The 16,200-nt window shown below is 44.9% G+C and carries 15 protein-coding genes; 11 read left to right on the plus strand and 4 right to left on the minus strand.

Going from position 1 to position 16,200, the window contains the following annotated elements; translation table 11 throughout:
• Positions 1–6: 6 nt before the first annotated feature.
• Positions 7–2,607, minus strand: coding sequence for a DNA mismatch repair protein MutS (gene mutS / locus QY309_16265; protein WKZ59404.1), 2,601 nt, complete (start codon positions 2,605–2,607; stop codon positions 7–9).
• Positions 2,608–2,809: 202 nt separating this feature from the next.
• On the opposite strand from mutS, the gene QY309_16270 reads away from it, so the two are divergent.
• A complete protein-coding gene (locus tag QY309_16270) occupies positions 2,810–3,289 on the plus strand; it encodes a sigma-70 family RNA polymerase sigma factor (GenBank protein WKZ59405.1) in 480 nt (159 codons plus the stop codon).
• Between the two features lie 5 nt (positions 3,290–3,294).
• A complete protein-coding gene (locus QY309_16275; protein ID WKZ59406.1) occupies positions 3,295–3,906 on the plus strand; it encodes a hypothetical protein in 612 nt (203 codons plus the stop codon).
• 5 nt (positions 3,907–3,911) lie between these two features.
• Here QY309_16275 and QY309_16280 read toward each other — a convergent pair whose 3' ends face one another.
• Positions 3,912–4,553 (minus strand): class I SAM-dependent methyltransferase, encoded by a 642-nt coding sequence (locus tag QY309_16280; protein ID WKZ59407.1) that lies wholly within the window; start codon positions 4,551–4,553, stop codon positions 3,912–3,914.
• Between the two features lie 101 nt (positions 4,554–4,654).
• Between QY309_16280 and QY309_16285 the strand changes: the two genes are divergently transcribed.
• The 7 genes from QY309_16285 to QY309_16315 all read left to right on the plus strand — a co-directional run bounded on the left by QY309_16285 (position 4,655) and on the right by QY309_16315 (position 11,790).
• Complete coding sequence (locus QY309_16285; GenBank protein ID WKZ59408.1) at positions 4,655–5,194, plus strand: RNA methyltransferase; 540 nt, start codon at positions 4,655–4,657, stop codon at positions 5,192–5,194.
• 34 nt (positions 5,195–5,228) lie between these two features.
• Positions 5,229–6,149 carry a hypothetical protein gene (locus tag QY309_16290; protein ID WKZ59409.1) on the plus strand — a complete coding sequence of 307 codons (921 nt, stop codon included), beginning with the start codon at positions 5,229–5,231 and terminating at the stop codon, positions 6,147–6,149.
• A complete protein-coding gene (locus tag QY309_16295) occupies positions 6,133–6,981 on the plus strand; it encodes a hypothetical protein (GenBank protein WKZ59410.1) in 849 nt (282 codons plus the stop codon). Before QY309_16290 ends, QY309_16295 begins: the two co-directional genes overlap by 17 nt.
• 48 nt (positions 6,982–7,029) lie before the next feature.
• Complete coding sequence (locus QY309_16300; GenBank protein ID WKZ59411.1) at positions 7,030–8,193, plus strand: AIR synthase-related protein; 1,164 nt, start codon at positions 7,030–7,032, stop codon at positions 8,191–8,193.
• A gap of 124 nt (positions 8,194–8,317) precedes the next feature.
• Entirely contained in the window at positions 8,318–10,795 is a 2,478-nt protein-coding gene (locus QY309_16305) for an ABC transporter permease (GenBank protein WKZ59412.1), read from the plus strand.
• Positions 10,796–10,860: 65 nt separating this feature from the next.
• The gene (locus tag QY309_16310; GenBank protein ID WKZ59413.1) at positions 10,861–11,325 is read left to right on the plus strand and encodes a hypothetical protein; all 465 of its coding nucleotides are present in this window, start codon (positions 10,861–10,863) and stop codon (positions 11,323–11,325) included.
• Between the two features lie 42 nt (positions 11,326–11,367).
• On the plus strand, positions 11,368–11,790 hold the full coding sequence (locus QY309_16315) for a thioesterase family protein (GenBank protein WKZ59414.1): 423 nt from the start codon (positions 11,368–11,370) through the stop codon (positions 11,788–11,790).
• On the opposite strand, the gene QY309_16320 is transcribed toward QY309_16315, so the two are convergent.
• Together QY309_16320 and QY309_16325 are read right to left on the minus strand one after the other, a co-directional pair.
• Positions 11,791–12,354, minus strand: coding sequence for a DUF2911 domain-containing protein (locus QY309_16320; GenBank protein WKZ59415.1), 564 nt, complete (start codon positions 12,352–12,354; stop codon positions 11,791–11,793).
• Positions 12,355–12,386: 32 nt separating this feature from the next.
• Positions 12,387–12,995, minus strand: a complete 609-nt coding sequence (locus QY309_16325) for a hypothetical protein (protein WKZ59416.1) — start codon at positions 12,993–12,995, stop codon at positions 12,387–12,389.
• 15 nt (positions 12,996–13,010) lie between these two features.
• On the opposite strand from QY309_16325, the gene QY309_16330 reads away from it, so the two are divergent.
• Positions 13,011–15,494, plus strand: a complete 2,484-nt coding sequence (locus QY309_16330) for a zinc-dependent metalloprotease (GenBank protein WKZ59417.1) — start codon at positions 13,011–13,013, stop codon at positions 15,492–15,494.
• A gap of 90 nt (positions 15,495–15,584) precedes the next feature.
• The gene (locus tag QY309_16335) at positions 15,585–16,124 is read left to right on the plus strand and encodes a hypothetical protein (GenBank protein ID WKZ59418.1); all 540 of its coding nucleotides are present in this window, start codon (positions 15,585–15,587) and stop codon (positions 16,122–16,124) included.
• The last annotated feature ends 76 nt before the right edge of the window (positions 16,125–16,200 follow it).

Here is a 16,200-nt window from a genome sequence, read left to right on the forward strand (position 1 = left end):
GAATTATTATTTTTTTAATGTTGTGATAATCTCATTTAACTTCAACAACGCCTCTACCGGGCTGATGGTGTTGATGTCGATAGTCTCCAGCATCTCCTGCACATGCTTGTACTTCGGATCCATCTCAAACAAACTCATCTGGTGTGTGGCCTTCGGTAAATCCTGCAATTTAGTTTTCGATTCGTTCTTGTGCTTCTCCTTTTCTAGGAAATGCATCACTTCATTCGCACGGATTACGACCTTGTTGGGAATGCCCGCCAGTTGCGCCACATGAATACCAAAACTGTGTTCACTGCCACCTTCCTTCAACTTGCGCATGAAGATGATTTTATCACCCACCTCCTTCACACTCACGTTGAAGTTTTTTACGCGAACAAAATCCTCAGCAAGTTGATTCAGTTCATGGTAGTGCGTGGCAAATAGCGTCTTGGGGCGAAAATCTTTGTGCTGATGCAGATACTCCACAATTGCCCAGGCTATGGAAACACCATCGTACGTAGATGTTCCCCTGCCAATCTCATCCATCAAAATCAGGCTGCGATCACTCAGGTTGTTGAGAATGCTGGCCGTTTCAATCATTTCCACCATAAACGTGGATTCACCTTTCGATAAATTATCCGAGGCACCCACACGTGTAAATACTTTATCCACCAACCCAATGGTGGCGCTATCAGCCGGAACAAAACTTCCAATCTGCGCCATCAATACAATCAAAGCCGTTTGTCGCAGCAAAGCCGATTTACCCGCCATATTCGGACCGGTAATAATCAGTATTTGTTGTGTTTCATTGTCGAGGTATACATCGTTGGGCACATAACTCTCCCCAATCGGCAATTGCTTTTCAATTACCGGATGGCGACCGGCTTTAATGTCAATTGTGGTGAACTCATTAATTTCCGGTCGTGCATATTTATTGAGCTTTGCCACTTGTGCAAACGACAGGAGGCAATCGAGCACGGCCAGCGTGCGTGCGTTCTGTTGAATCTGCGCGACAAAATCTCCGGCATGCTGTACCAGTTCCTGAAAAAGTTTTTGTTCAATCACTACCAGCTTATCTTCTGCATGAAGGATTTTTTCTTCGTAAACTTTTAGCTCTTCCGTGATGTAGCGCTCGGCATTCACCAACGTTTGCTTGCGTATCCAGTCTGCAGGCACTTTATCTTTATTGGCATTGCTGACTTCCAGGTAATAACCGAAAACCTTGTTGTACGAAATCTTTAATGAATTAATTCCCGTTCGTTCAACTTCGCGTTTTTGAATCTGCAACAAATAGTCTTTACCCGAGAAGGCAATCTGACGCAACTCATCAAGCTCGACATGAATACCGTCTTTAATGATGCCGCCCTGATGCGTAAGCATGGGAGCGTCCTCGCGTAACTCCTTCTCAATTTTCTCCAACAGAAACTCGCACCGGTTTAGCTGATCTCCAAGTTTCTTGAGTTCAGATAAAGCATGCTGTTCCAATAAATTTTTAATCGGCACAGTACGTTGCAGCGACTTCTTCAACTGCAGCATTTCGCGCGGGTTGATCCGGCCAACGGCTACTTTCGAAATAAGACGTTCAAGATCAGCAATGTGCCGTAACTCTTCCAATAACTTCTCAGAAAGCTTGGTTTGCTGAAAGAAAATATCAACAACTTTTAGTCGCTCATCAATCAACGCTTTTTCCTTCAGCGGAAGCACCATCCACTTGCGCAGCTGGCGCGAGCCCATGGGCGTTACCGTGTGGTCCAGCACGTTGATCAACGGCACGCCACTTTCAAAGGGTGAGGCAATCAACTCCAGGTTGCGGATGGTGAACTTATCCAACCACACATATTTATCTTCATCGATGCGCGAGATGGAAGCAATGTGCTGTGTGTCTTTATGCTCGGTGGCTTCCAGGTAATGCAGAATGGCGCCAGCCGCTACAATGGCTTCCGGGAAACCATCAACGCCAAAACCCTTTAGCGTGGCCGTCTTAAATTGGTTGAGCAGTTTTTCCTGCGCAAAATCAAACGCATAAACCCAATCATCGAGCGCAAAGGTGGCATGATCTTCCCCAAATTGCTTCTCAAAATTCTCGCGCTGATTTTTACTGAAAATAATTTCGGCAGGCGCAAAGCTTTGAATGAGCTTAAAGATATAATTCTGACTGCCTTGTGCTACATAAAATTCGCCTGTGCTGATATCGAGAAACGAAACACCAAAATTTTGCTTGCCTGAAAAAACAGAAGCCAGGAAGTTGTTCTGCTTTTTCTCCAACACGTTATCGTTGAACGAAACCCCCGGTGTTACCAGTTCGGTAACGCCCCGCTTCACAATGCCCTTTACAAAGCGTGGATCTTCCAGTTGATCGCAAATGGCCACGCGATGACCTGCCCGAACAAGCTTGGGCAAATAGGTATCCAGTGCATGGTGTGGAAAGCCGGCCAGTTCAATTTCAGAAGCGGAACCATTGCCGCGCTTGGTAAGCACAATGTCCAACACTTTGGAGGCCGAGATGGCATCCTGCCCGAAGGTTTCATAAAAATCGCCCACCCGAAAAAGCAACAACGCCCCCGGATACTTCGCCTTGATGGCGTTGTACTGTTTCATAAGGGGCGTTTCAGATGCTGTTTTGGCCATTCTGGCAAATATAAAAGATTACCTTCTCCAATTTTGTTGGCGCTGTAATAATCAAGGCGGTCATGCCATTAATTGTAAAAACAATGCAATGGTTGGCATCAAAGAAAAATGGTTTTGGTTCCTGAGGAAGATGTTGGAATATTTTTTCTGGTTTGGCTTAGGCATTTTACTCTATCGGTTGTTAGCCTAAAAACACCGAAGCATGACCCATCGGGATAAGGAGTTTACACAGTTGATGGAACAAAACCGGGGCATCATTTACAAAGTAATCCGGCTGTACGTTAACCATCCAGAAGATGAACAATATCTCTTTCAGGAAATTCACTTGCAAGCCTGGCGATCGTTTGGACGTTTTAACGGACTTTCAAAATTTTCAACCTGGTTATACCGGGTTGGATTGAATACCGTGCTCACATTTAAACGAAGGGCTGTGCTGGTAAAGCCAGCCGACAACCTGGAGCAGGTGGGCGGGGTACACGAGCCTCATTCCCAAACGGAAGAAAGTGAATTTCTTTATCAGGCTATCCGGGAGCTATCCGAAATTGATCGAATGATCATAACACTTCATTTGGATGGTTACGAAAATGAAGAGATCGCTGAAATCTCCGGCTTAACTAAAAACAATGTAGCGGTAAAATTGCATCGCATTAAAGAATCATTGACGAAAAAACTCAAGCAATAGTAACCATGGATTTACACGAAACATGGAAAAAACTCGAACACGATCGACTGGAGAAACCAGCCGATTGGAAGCCCCATGAGCACCCGGAAAATTGTCGATCAAAACATCCTGCACTAAAGCTGAAGAAGAGCCTTGAAACTACCCTTGGTTTCTCTGTTGTCTTCCTGACACTGTTCATTGTACTGATTTTTCTGTTCGATCACTGGTTGGTAAAATTATTTATTGGTGCGGTGGGGGGTGCGTACGTTTTCTTTAGCTGGTATAATTACATCACCTTAAAAGAATTAAAGCTTCAACTGAAGCAGGCTTTTGATACATCACTCAAAACATCGTTGGAGCAAATTCACAGAATTGTGTTTCAATCCATTCGCTTTCAGGAAAAAGCCGCCCTGTTCATTTATCCGTTTAGTGTCATAGCCGGTTACACGATGGGGCTTTCCCAACACGATAATTTTGAACAAGACATTCAGGAAACTTCAGTGTTGATAGCTTTAGTAATAGCCATAGTAATACTCACACCTGCATGCTATTACCTGGCCAGGTGGATGTACAAAGTGTCGTACGATAAATACCTGGATCAACTCAAGAAATTAATTCATGAAATGGATAGCCCGTAATAGTCTTAACGCGAGGCCACAATAATCCACATACGATCACCTTTTACGGCTGTTCGATCAACAAAATTTTCCTGCTTGCTTACTATCTGGAAACCTGCTTTTGCCAAATCTTCAAGTGCAAATTTTATGGCAAGTTCGTGTTTACGCTCCTGCTCCGCGCGTGAAAGATTTCTTCGTTCGTCAGCAATCGGTTCACAGATAACCAAACGACCACCCGGTTTTAAAGAAGCTTTGATGTGTTGCAATATCGCATCATGATCATCCATTTCATGATAGGTATCGAGAATGATGACGGCATCCAGACTGCCAGCGGGAAGTTTAGGATTGTCATAATCGCCCTTAATCAATGACACATTCGTAATCCTCCGGGCTTCTAAATGATTCTTCAGTCGATCCAGTTTGTGCTGCTCTACGTCAACGGCATACACGTTTCCTGAACGGCCCACAGCATTTGCCAACTTCACCGTCATGTATCCTTCATGGCATCCCACATCGGCCACAACACTTCCGACTTTGATGTTCATCAACCGAATAATTTCCTGTGGCTTTTGCCATTTGTCACGTTCAACCCACGCACTTTCCTTGTACACATCGGTGTAGGGATTTTGGGCATGAGCGCAATGTGCCAACAAAATAAAAAATAGCAATGCCCGGCTGTTAACTTGTTGAATACAGTTGTGGCTACCCATATGGCCAAACTACAAAATACTTGTGTCTTACTTCTTGTTACTTATGTCTAATTTTGACCATGAAAAAACTCAAACTCGAAGAGCTGGGCCGTATTTCGGTTGATCAATTTAAAGAAGTTGAAAAATTACCGGTTTGCCTGGTGCTTGACAATGTACGCAGCCTCCACAACGTAGGGTCTGCTTTTCGTACGGCCGATGCGTTTCGGGTTGAGAAAATTTACCTGACCGGAATTACCGGAACACCACCACATCGCGAAATTCATAAAACAGCGTTGGGAGCAACGGAATCGGTTGATTGGGAATATGTGGAACATCCAGAAGAAGTGATTCAGCAGTTAAAAACCAACGGGTATAGAATTGTGGTGATTGAACAAACCGATGCCAGCATACCGTTACACGAATTCAAACGTTTGAAAGACGAAAAAATCTGCCTCGTATTTGGCAATGAAATCAATGGAGTAACTGATGCGGTTATTCAGCATGCGGATGTTGCGCTGGAGATTCCTCAATCGGGAACCAAACATTCGTTAAATGTTTCCGTGTGCATTGGAGTTGTTTTGTGGGAAATCTGCCGTCCCTCCAGTAAGCCACCTGAATAATCCTATAATTGCTATTTTGCGGTAAAGCTTTACCGTGTTTAATCGCCTCATCCGCCAATACAATACCTTTCCTTACCAGTCGCAAATCATTCTGCTGATTTGCAGTTTTGGTATTGTGCGCGTTCTGTTGGCGTTGATCATGGATTTCAGCAGGCAGGTTCCGCGTGCCGACATGCTAACCGACCTCCTATTGTTGGTCGTAATCATCACGTTTGTTTACACCAGTTGGAAAAAAGAATTTGAAAGAATTCACATTCGGTTTGGACTTGTCATAACCGTATTGCTGGCCTTTAACTTTCTTCAGTTTGGGGGCATTGCGGGTTACGGACGCTTCAACTACTTCGCCTCTATCTACTTCATTGTGATGGTGTATTCACAGCGCCCACTATCCATCACCATAACCTTCAACTTGTTACTATTACTGGCTCTGTTGTGTATCAGCAACACATCACCGGCATGGTTATCGCATATTGACTTTGGCGTTTCGTTTCAAACCCTCGACTTCTGGTTTACGCTAATGCTGATCTCCGTTTTTACCATCTACCTGAAAGACCTTACCGTAACACAAGGCAATAAGCTTTCACAGCTGAACCTGCAAATGGCAGAGCAGGTTCGGGAGTCACGAAAACTGGGTAGGAAGTTGGAGCAGTCGAATCAGGAGTTAAAGCGGGCACAAGCCAATCTGGAAGATGAGGTGAGCAGAAGAACAGAAATGCTTCGAAAAAAGAATAAATCGGTAGAAACGTTTATTGAACTAAACACTACTGAATTAATACAGGCTGTTGATGAATTACTTGCTTCCATGCATAACGTAAAATCCTCATCAGCATATACTGATAAACTAAAACTATCAAGCGAAGAACTAAACGGAGTAGTAGAGTCTATCCGTACCTCGTTAAAGCAAAACACCTTGTTAGACCGAACAGTAATCAGGAACCATGAAAGGAACGCTTGAAAAAACTATTTTTCGGTTCACGCTGATTCTGGCTATCGTCTATCAGCTTTACCAGGTAATAAACGGGCTGTTCTCAGGGGCCACCACAACAATATTGAATGCATCCATCACCGTACTTTTTGGAATCATTTTTTTACTGACTTTCAAAGTCAGCAACATTAAATACCTCGCCTTTTTTCTTCACTTGGCCGTTATTCCCATTCTGATTCACTTTTGGAAAAATTTTGGCGGACTGGCCGGAACGGTTCCCCTGATTCTGTTTGTCTACGCCAGTTGGATCATCTTAACCTTGAGAGGCTGGCTCCAGATTATCATGTTGGGCATTTACCTGGTTGTATTTCTGGTCCTTACAGAGCTTCCGTCATTAACCGGCATTCCGGTTACCAATCCTGAAAAGCTTTCCATTTTTCAGTTATCCATTGACTACTTTGTAGTGGCGCTTATTCTGATGGCCTTTCTGATGTACCTGAAAAATAAGTTTCTCGCCTACCGAAAACGAATCGAACACCGGCATGAGCAGTTGCAAAAGCTAACCGAAACCCTGCTGAAACAAACGGATAAGTTGCAGTACAGTCAGGAAGAAATTCGTTCCATCAATGAAAACCTGGAACAAATTATTGAGCAGCGGATAAAGAAAATTGAAGAGCGCAATGTACAATTGGAAGAATACGCCTTCATTAATGCGCACCTCGTTCGCGGTCCCCTTTGTCGCATCATTGGTCTTGCCGTTTTAATGCAACAGGAACAGGCTGATCCGCAATTGGCCACCGTCCATGAGAAAGCCAGGCAGGTAGATGTCCTCATCAGGCGGATAAATGAAATTACGCGTTAGTCGCTTTCCTTTTCAACTGTTACCTTAGCGGCAAATTTCCGGTTCTTCATGAGCGATCGCTACAACCAACGCGGGGTATCCGCCAGCAAGGAAGATGTACACCAGGCCATCAGCAAACTCGATAAGGGTTTGTTCCCAAAAGCTTTTTGCAAGATTGTAGAAGATCACCTCGGTGGCGATCCGGAGTATTGCACCGTGATGCATGCCGATGGGGCTGGTACAAAGTCATCATTGGCTTATGTGTATTGGAAAGAAACAAGCGACCTCTCGGTATGGAAAGGCATTGCGCAGGATGCCATCATTATGAATGTGGATGATTTGTTATGCGTAGGTGCCACCGATAACATTTTACTTTCCTCCACCATCGGTCGTAATAAAAATCTGATCCCCGGTGAGGTAATCTCCACCATCATCAACGGTACCGAAGAAGTACTGGAGATGCTTCGCAATCATGGCCTGAATATCCGGAGTACCGGGGGAGAAACCGCTGATGTAGGCGACTTGGTAAGAACCATTATTGTTGACAGCACCGTAACCGCCCGGATGAAACGCAGCGATGTAATTGATAACAGTCGTATTAAAGCCGGAGATGTAATTGTCGGATTGGCTTCCTACGGACAAGCTACATACGAAAACGAATACAACAGCGGTATGGGCAGCAATGGACTCACTTCAGCACGCCACGATGTGTTTGCCAACGCATATGCCACAAAATATCCAGAGTCGTACGATAAAGATGTTCCCGCTGATTTGGTGTACACCGGCAAACACAAAGTTACAGACGAACTACCTGGCACTCCTTTAACTGTTGGCAAACTGGTGTTGTCGCCTACACGCACGTATGCTCCTATTATGATCGAGGTTTTCAAAAATCTTCGTCATCAGATTCATGGCCTGGTGCATTGTAGCGGTGGTGCGCAAACCAAAGTGCTGCACTTCATCGATAACCTTCATGTGATAAAAGATAATCTGTTCGAAGTTCCACCCTTGTTTAAACTCATCCATGGTGTAAGCGGCACTGACCTTAAAGAAATGTACAAAGTCTTTAACATGGGGCACCGCATGGAGGTATATCTGGATGAGAAATTTGCCCAACAGGTAATTGACATTTCAAAAAGCTTTGGTGTGGATGCAAAAGTTATTGGACGGATTGAAGCTGCCGACACCAAAAAGGTTACACTGAAAACAGCACAGGGAATATTTGTCTATTAACCAACAGGCGTTCATATCCGCACGTCTGTTCACGTTTACGAACAGCAACAACTCAGAAAACGTACAAATCAAGGCTGAATTGGGGTTGGTATGCCTTTGGTTAAAGATGCTCAAACCATAACCCATGTTCCGCTATTCCCTTTTACTCTTCCTTCGCAACCTTAAGCGTCAAAAATTATTTTCTGCCATCAACTTGTTAGGATTAACCTCCAGCATTGCCTGTGCGTTGTTGATGTATCTCTATGTGCATCACGAGCTGAGCTACGATCGCTTTCATGATCAGGCTGAAAGAATATACCGCGTAAATCAGACATTCATTTGGGGTGAGAATGATCAACACCAGTTTGCCTCCACCGGACCGGGCGTTGCTCATGCCATTAAAGAAGAATTACCCGAAGTTGAATTGATCACCTCAATTTATACACCTGGCGATTTTCTGATTTCTTATACATTACCCGATAATACTGTTACTGCAATCGAACAGGAAAATATTCTGGCTACCGACTCCAACTTCTTTCGCATGTTCAGCTTCGCGGTTCTTTATGGCGAACATAAAGCTCCGCTCGAAAAAGCCAACACACTTGTGATGACAAAAAGTACCGCATTAAAATACTTTGGGTTTGAAAATGCAGTCGGGAAACTGGTTCGCGTAGGAGCAGGAGAAAGCCAGCAAACGTATGAGGTAACGGCCGTACTGGATGACCTGCCGAAAAATTCATACATCCAATTTGATGTACTTCTTTCAATGGAAAGTTTTCCGCAGGTACGTAACATGAGTTGGAGCTGGATCTGGACCCAACTCGAAACCTATGTTCGGTTGTCAGAACAAGCCAATCTTGCGCAGGTGCGTGAAAGGCTTACCGGTATTCCACGCCAGCACGCTGAACAAACGTTACAGCGCATCATGAACATGACGTTTGATGATTATTTGAAATCCGGTAAAACGTGGGAACTGTTTCTTCAACCGCTTACCGCCATTCACTTGCCCGATGAAACAGTCTACAACCGGATTAACAATGAAAGCGGCAACATTAAGATAATTTACTCGCTGGCCGGTGCAGCTGTTTTTATCATTTTGCTGGCGTGTGTCAATTTCATGAACCTATCAACTGCTCAATTTACCCGAAGGGTTAAGGAAGCCAGTATTCGTAAAATTCTGGGTGTTGGCCGGAAGACACTTGGCTACAATTATTTCATTGAAGCCTGTATATTCAGTTTTCTCGCACTGGCATTTGCCTTGGCATTGGTGCAGGGAGCCCTACCCATGTTCAATCTGCTAACCGGAAAAGAATTGTCGCTAAACATTCTACTTCAGCCTGAGATAAGTATTGGTTTGGTGCTTTTAGTACTTTTCATCAGTATCGTTTCCAGTTTATATCCGGCCATTTTTCTTAGCTCCTTTCATCCGGTTGAAGCCATCAAAGGAAAATTGAAATCGGGCCGTGAAGGCCGATCATTCCGAAACGGTTTGGTAACTTTTCAATTCAGCTTATCAATAATTCTAATTCTGTGCACAGCCATTGTTTCGCAACAGCTTCGCTATGTAACAGAGAAAGATCTTGGATTCGATAAGGAGAATTTACTTGTATTAAAATCGATTGAACGTGTGCCCGATGGTGAAGTATTGGCGCACGAGGCACGCAATCTTCCCGGGGTGCTGAATGCTACCTGGTGCACTTCCTTACCTCCTTCCGTTTGGGGAGGCGACAAATTTACTGCGGAGGGAATGACCGACATGACCTTTTCATTGAATTACACTTCTGCTGATGAACAGTTTATTCAAACCCTGGGTGTTGAGTTAATAGCCGGTCGTAATTTTTCCATCGACAATCCGGGAGATATTCATCGCGTTCTCCTCAATGAAACTGCACTTAAGCGAATTGGCTGGAATGCCGATGAATCTGTTGTCGGTAAAAAAATAGGTGCACCCGGATGGGACATTCAGTTTGAAGTAATCGGAATTGTGAAGGACTTTAACTACTGGACACTTCAGGCTCCGATTGAGCCGATGGCCATCTTTCATATTAAAAACCCCGACTTACCGGGTACCGGAAACAAAAAGTTTGTGGCCATGAAAATTGCAGGACAATCAAGTGAACAGTGGGCCACAACCATGGAGGCTGTTGATAACCTCTGGCAAAAACATGGTAAAGATAACCCGCTTCAATATGCCTTTGTTGATCAGGCGTTTGCCGACAGTTTTAAAACGGAACAACGCTTTAGTACAGCGCTGTCCATTCTTTCGGGTTTTGCCATACTTATTGCTTGCCTGGGTTTACTCGGTATGATTGTGTATACCCTGGAGCAGCGCACCAAGGAGATTGGCATACGAAAAGTATCCGGTGCATCGGTGTGGGATATCCTAAAACTTATTTCAAAAGGGTATACTCGATTGATCACGCTGGCATTCTTTATCAGCGCACCATTTTCCTATTGGCTCATGCAAAAATGGCTTCAGGATTTTGCCTACCGGGTTACACCCTCTATATGGGTTTTCGTGCTAACCGGCTTAGGGGCACTGATTGTCGCTATGCTCATCACGAGCTACCACTCCGTTAAAGCCGCGCTTACAAATCCGGTTGAGGTGCTGAAAGATGAATGATGCGTCCTTTGGTCTTTAATCACAATAAAATTTAGTAGTTTCATAAATTCATTCTTTGCGAATTTATGATCGATATCAAATACGGGTTATTACTTCCCTGGACTTTTCGGCTTGTAGCTGCTTGTGCCGTGATTCTTGGATTAAGTGCCTGGCAAACAAATCCATGGGTTACGATTATCATAGGTGTAGCCGGATTTTTTGCATTAGTAACCGCTGAAGGCACTGAAATTAATCCGGCCAATAAGACCTACCGCGAGTACACGTCTTTCTTCTTTTTCAAAACCGGAAGATTTGAGCCATACCATCACATCGAAAAAATTTTCATCAATCGCTCAAAAGAGAGTCAACAGCTATACACAGCGCGCACCTCACATTCGGCTACATTTGAATATGACTTTTACAATGCTTTCCTGAAATTCAGCAACGGGGAAAAAATTCATCTCCAAAAAACCAAGAGCAAGGAAAAACTGATGGCCACACTCAAGCCACTAAGTGAAGCAGTCCAGGTTGAGGTCACAGACAACACCTGATCTTAGGATTATTTCAATAGGTCGGTTTACTATCTTTACCCCATGCAAAACTTCAAACACAAAGTACCTATTCAGCTTCGCTTCAAAGACATCGACAAGATGGGCCACGTGAACAACGCCAACTACTTAACCTACATTGAGCTGGCACGTGTCAGGTATTTTGAAGATGTGGTGGGTACCGATAAAAAATGGAGCCAGCAGGTGGGCATCATTCTCGCGCGAATTGAAATTGACTACAAAGCTCCAGTGTTTCTGCACGACAACGTTTTTGTGTACACACGCTGCTCACGCATCGGCAATAAAAGTCTTACCCTCGATTGGCTTATCGTTCGTGAAAAGCAAAACCAGGAAGAGGTAGTTGCACAGGGCAATGCCGTGCTCGTGTGTTACGATTACACACACGAAAAAACCATTGCCATTCCTGACGAGCAACGGAAAGCAATTGAACGATTTGAAAATGGATAGTTACTGTGCCCGCTGTATTGATAATGTAGCGCGGGTGTTTTCCCAGTAAAAATGCATGTTTACCACGCTGTCGGCTGGTGTTAATGAAATTGTAAACTGCTCAATCTCGGGTAAGTCAGTGCGAACCGATGTGGGTACGCGCATCACATCCATACTCTCCTCGAATGGATCTCCCCCAAGTTTAGCGCCCCAATACCCGAGCTTGCTGTTGAACACAACCGTCCACGTTGAGTCGTACGGAATGGTATAAAGCGAATAACGTCCGGCTTTCAACAAGCGGCCATCCATCATCACATCATTACTAAAACTGATTTCAGTCGCTTCATTCGCTCCGGTGCGCCACTTTTTTCCAAAAGGAACAAGTGCGCCTTCCGATGCTTCACCAAAAATTAACCTGTCTTTCTTAAATGGCTGGCAGTAATTAACCTGAATGAGAAAGTCACCGTCTTTAAATTCCGCAACAGCGGCAGGACTGTGATTTTTCGTGGTGAGCATCATGTAACCAACGTAGCCGGCCACAATAAGCACCAGCACGCCAATACCGAGGAGAATCTTTTTTAACATAGGATCTAGGTTTTTTGTAAAAGTACAAGGTTTCAGGCTGGAAAGTTCAATTCAAACCATTTCTGTTGCGAAGTTGCAGGTTGCTCCGAGACAACCCGTTGTTCCAATTTCTGCTGGGCCCGTTTAATGGACGAGGTGATCATGCTATGCCCCACAATTTCGTGCTCATCCATTCCCATACGCCTCATCATTTCCTGTATCCGCTCCCCACCAAAAAAGCTGAATAGCGACTCATCAAGCGCAGAAAGCACATTCACTTCCGTAAGATTAAGTCTTTTGTAAAGCGCATCTTCCGTTTTTCGAAGAGGATAATGCTCAGCAAAAACCACCATTCGGTTTTGTGTTTGTTGAAGTTCAACATCGCGCGTCAGCATAACCGCATCTTCCGGAACAACCTGCTTTAATGCGTTTACGCTGTCTTCAAACCATACCAAAAAGAGGCACTGCGGATTAGCGGCATGCATAGCGCGACATGCCTGTAACCTTGCTGCACTGGTCATCCACACCTTATCCACCACCTTAACTTTATTACCCGATGATTTAAAGAAGCCGAACATCGCTACCAAGGTATAAAAAAACTGCTGTGTCCGCTCCTGTAACAAAGGTTTTGGTGTGCCTGTAATTCTTAGTAGCTTTCTCAATCTTAAATCTCCAACATGAAAAAATTACTTCTTCTCCCTTTGGTTTTTGTTCTCTCTGTGACCTTTGCCCAAAAAAAGAAAACCGAAGCACAACCTGCGCCCACTCCACAAGCAACAGGCATTGCCGCCAAGGTGGCGGGCATGAAACACTATCCCGGCTACTTCGATTTTTATTATGATGAAAAACAGGATAAGATTCTTTTGGTGATCGATAAGTTCGACACAGAATTCTTGTATGTCAACTCCCTGCCTGCCGGTATCGGTTCCAATGACATCGGGCTTGACCGTGGCCAATTGGGAAATGACCGTATTGTAAAATTCGAGCGCAGGGGTCCAAAAATTTTAATGACTCAACCCAATTATCAATTTCGCGCAATTACCAGCAATGTGGATGAACGCAACGCTGTAGAGCAAGCTTTTGCCCAATCTGTACTGTGGGGCTTTACGGTTACTGCAGAAGAAAAAGATAAGGTATTGGTTGATGCAACCGATTTTTATTTTCAGGATGCGCATGATGTGATCGGAAGGCTTCGTGGACAACAGCAAGGAAATTATTCGCTAGATAAATCACGCTCAGCGTTTTATTTGCCCCGCACAAAAAACTTTCCGCAGAATACTGAAGTTGAAGTAACCTTAACCTTCACCGGCCAGGCTACGGGTGGCTACATCCGAAGTGTAACACCAACACCTAATGTGGTAACCGTGCGTCAACATCATTCGTTTGTTCAACTTCCGGACGATAAATACAAGCCGCGCAAATTCGATCCGCGTGCCGGATACTTCGGTACCTCCTTCTACGATTATGCCACGCCTATTCATGAGCCCATCGAAAAAAGATTTATTAATCGTCATCGTCTCGAAAAGAAAAATCCAAACGCTGCCATGAGCGAACCGGTTGAACCGATTATCTATTACCTGGATCGCGGCACACCGGAACCCATCCGTTCCGCTTTATTGGATGGTGCACGCTGGTGGAACCAGGCATTTGAAGCAGCCGGTTTCATCAATGCATTTCGTGTTGAAATGATGCCCGAAGATGCCGACCCAATGGATGTGCGATACAATCTGATTCAATGGGTGCATCGTTCTACCCGCGGCTGGTCGTACGGGGCATCGGTAAGTGATCCGCGCACGGGTGAAATCATAAAAGGTCATGTGTCGTTGGGTTCGCTTCGGGTGCGACAGGATTTTTTGATTGCTGAAGGATTGCTTGCTCCCTATGAAGAGGGCAAAACCATTCCTCCACACATGCTGGAAATGGCGCTAGCCCGCTTACGTCAACTTTCTGCACATGAAGTGGGGCATACGATTGGGCTTGCCCACAGCTATGCTTCCAGTACGGAAAACCTTGCGTCAGTAATGGACTATCCACATCCTATAGCCACCATTAAAGATGGCAAGATTGATTTGAGCCAATCGTATGATGATAAAATCGGGGCGTGGGATAAAGTGGCAGTTACGTACGGCTACGCCCATTTCCCGGAAGGAACAAACGAAGATGTTGCACTTGAAAAAATTCTGCAGGATGGTTCGAAGCAAGGCTTGACTTTTCTATCTGACCAGGATGCACGACCCACCGGAGGGGCACATCCGTTTGCACACCTGTGGGATAATGGCCAAGACGCTGCTGATGAATTAAACCGCGTAATGCAAGTGCGCACATTGGCACTTAAAAATTTCGGTGAGAAAAATATTCGTGAAGGAACACCTATGGCCTTACTGGAAGAAGCGCTCGTGCCGATTTACTTCTTTCATCGCTATCAGGCGGAAGCCACTTCAAAAATTATTGGCGGATTAAATTACCGCTATGCGTTACGTGGAGATGGACAACCCGTAACCGAACTGATTGCTGCAACACATCAACAAAAAGCAATGGACGCACTACTCAGCACGGTTTCTCCGCAAGCACTGTCATTGCCGGCAGACCTAATCAAGAATATTCCGCCTCACCCCATCGGGTATCAACGTACGCGCGAGGTGATGCGCACCCGCACCGATCTTACGTTCGATCCATTAGCATATGCGGAAAGTGCTTCCGACATGGTTTTCGGGTTGATCTTTCATCCGGCACGGGCTACCCGGTTGGTGCAACATAACGCACTCAACAATCAGCAACCTTCGTTGGAAAGTGTGATTGATAAAATCGTTAACAGTTCATTCAAGAGTGCAAACAAATCGGGTTATGAAGGGCTATTGCAAATGACGGTTAATCACAGCGTATTAAATAACCTGATCAAGCTAAACCGAAATCAGAATGCATCTGCACAAGCACGCGCCATTGCTTCCTTAAAAATCGATCAACTTAAAACCTGGCTGACGGAAAAAACAAAAACTACAACCCAGGAAAGCTGGAAGGCACATTATGCATATGCACTAAGTTTGATTCAGGCCTTCCGCGAAAATCCGGAGAAGTATGAAGCTGAAAATCTGCTGACGCCTCCTCCGGGCCAACCCATCGGAACGGATGATGTGTTTTGCACTTGGGATAGTCATCATTAACTAAAAAAGCCAATTTCTGACGATTCTGGACGGTTTTCAGGGTTTGGCACGACCGTTGCATTTCATGACATAACTTTAAATTGTTGTGTTATGAAAACGAACATGAAACTCCTGAGTGCCCTGATGGTTGCTGGTGTGCTGATGATTGGTGCCGATGTGCTTGCACAGGGAAGAGGCAATGGCCGGGGCGATGACAAGCACAAACATGATCACAAACGCGATCGCGATTGGGATAACCAGCGTGGCCGTCATGATAATCACCGTAATGACTGGGATAGATTTGATCGTGACTCCCGAAGAGACTGGCGCGGCCCAACGCATGATCGCCATGGCAGAAGGTATTCGTACCACAGGCCTCCGCATTGGGCACCCGCTCATGGTTATCATTACCGGCCTGTGCGTTATGTGTACTACCGCGATTACAACGTTTACTACGACTGCTACCGTGGTGTGTACATAACCTTGTCGGGAAGAAACTGGGTATATACGCACCGCATACCTGCTCATATGCACCGCGCAGATTTTCATCGCATCTCGTATGTTGACATCGATTACTTCGATGATGACCTGCCCTGGTACCTGGATCGCAGACGCTCTGGTGGGTACGTAAGTGTTCGGGCGAGATTCTGAAAAAACTATAAAACTGAAAATGCTCCTTCGGGAGCATTTCTTCATTTACGAGTCTCCGATCATAAAAAAACCATTG

The sequence above is a fragment of the Cyclobacteriaceae bacterium genome, from assembly GCA_030584025.1.
Classification (GTDB): Bacteria; Bacteroidota; Bacteroidia; order Cytophagales; family Cyclobacteriaceae; genus UBA2336.

Coding starts and splice junctions, on each gene's coding strand:
- QY309_16305 (WKZ59412.1), top strand. CDS start 8,318: ATGTTCCGCTATTCCCTTTTACTCTTCCTTCGCAACCTTAAGCGTCAA.
- mutS (WKZ59404.1), bottom strand. CDS start 2,607: ATGGCCAAAACAGCATCTGAAACGCCCCTTATGAAACAGTACAACGCC.
- QY309_16300 (WKZ59411.1), top strand. CDS start 7,030: ATGAGCGATCGCTACAACCAACGCGGGGTATCCGCCAGCAAGGAAGAT.
- QY309_16275 (WKZ59406.1), top strand. CDS start 3,295: ATGGATTTACACGAAACATGGAAAAAACTCGAACACGATCGACTGGAG.
- QY309_16330 (WKZ59417.1), top strand. CDS start 13,011: ATGAAAAAATTACTTCTTCTCCCTTTGGTTTTTGTTCTCTCTGTGACC.
- QY309_16320 (WKZ59415.1), bottom strand. CDS start 12,354: ATGTTAAAAAAGATTCTCCTCGGTATTGGCGTGCTGGTGCTTATTGTG.
- QY309_16310 (WKZ59413.1), top strand. CDS start 10,861: ATGATCGATATCAAATACGGGTTATTACTTCCCTGGACTTTTCGGCTT.
- QY309_16270 (WKZ59405.1), top strand. CDS start 2,810: ATGACCCATCGGGATAAGGAGTTTACACAGTTGATGGAACAAAACCGG.
- QY309_16285 (WKZ59408.1), top strand. CDS start 4,655: ATGAAAAAACTCAAACTCGAAGAGCTGGGCCGTATTTCGGTTGATCAA.
- QY309_16315 (WKZ59414.1), top strand. CDS start 11,368: ATGCAAAACTTCAAACACAAAGTACCTATTCAGCTTCGCTTCAAAGAC.
- QY309_16295 (WKZ59410.1), top strand. CDS start 6,133: ATGAAAGGAACGCTTGAAAAAACTATTTTTCGGTTCACGCTGATTCTG.
- QY309_16335 (WKZ59418.1), top strand. CDS start 15,585: ATGAAAACGAACATGAAACTCCTGAGTGCCCTGATGGTTGCTGGTGTG.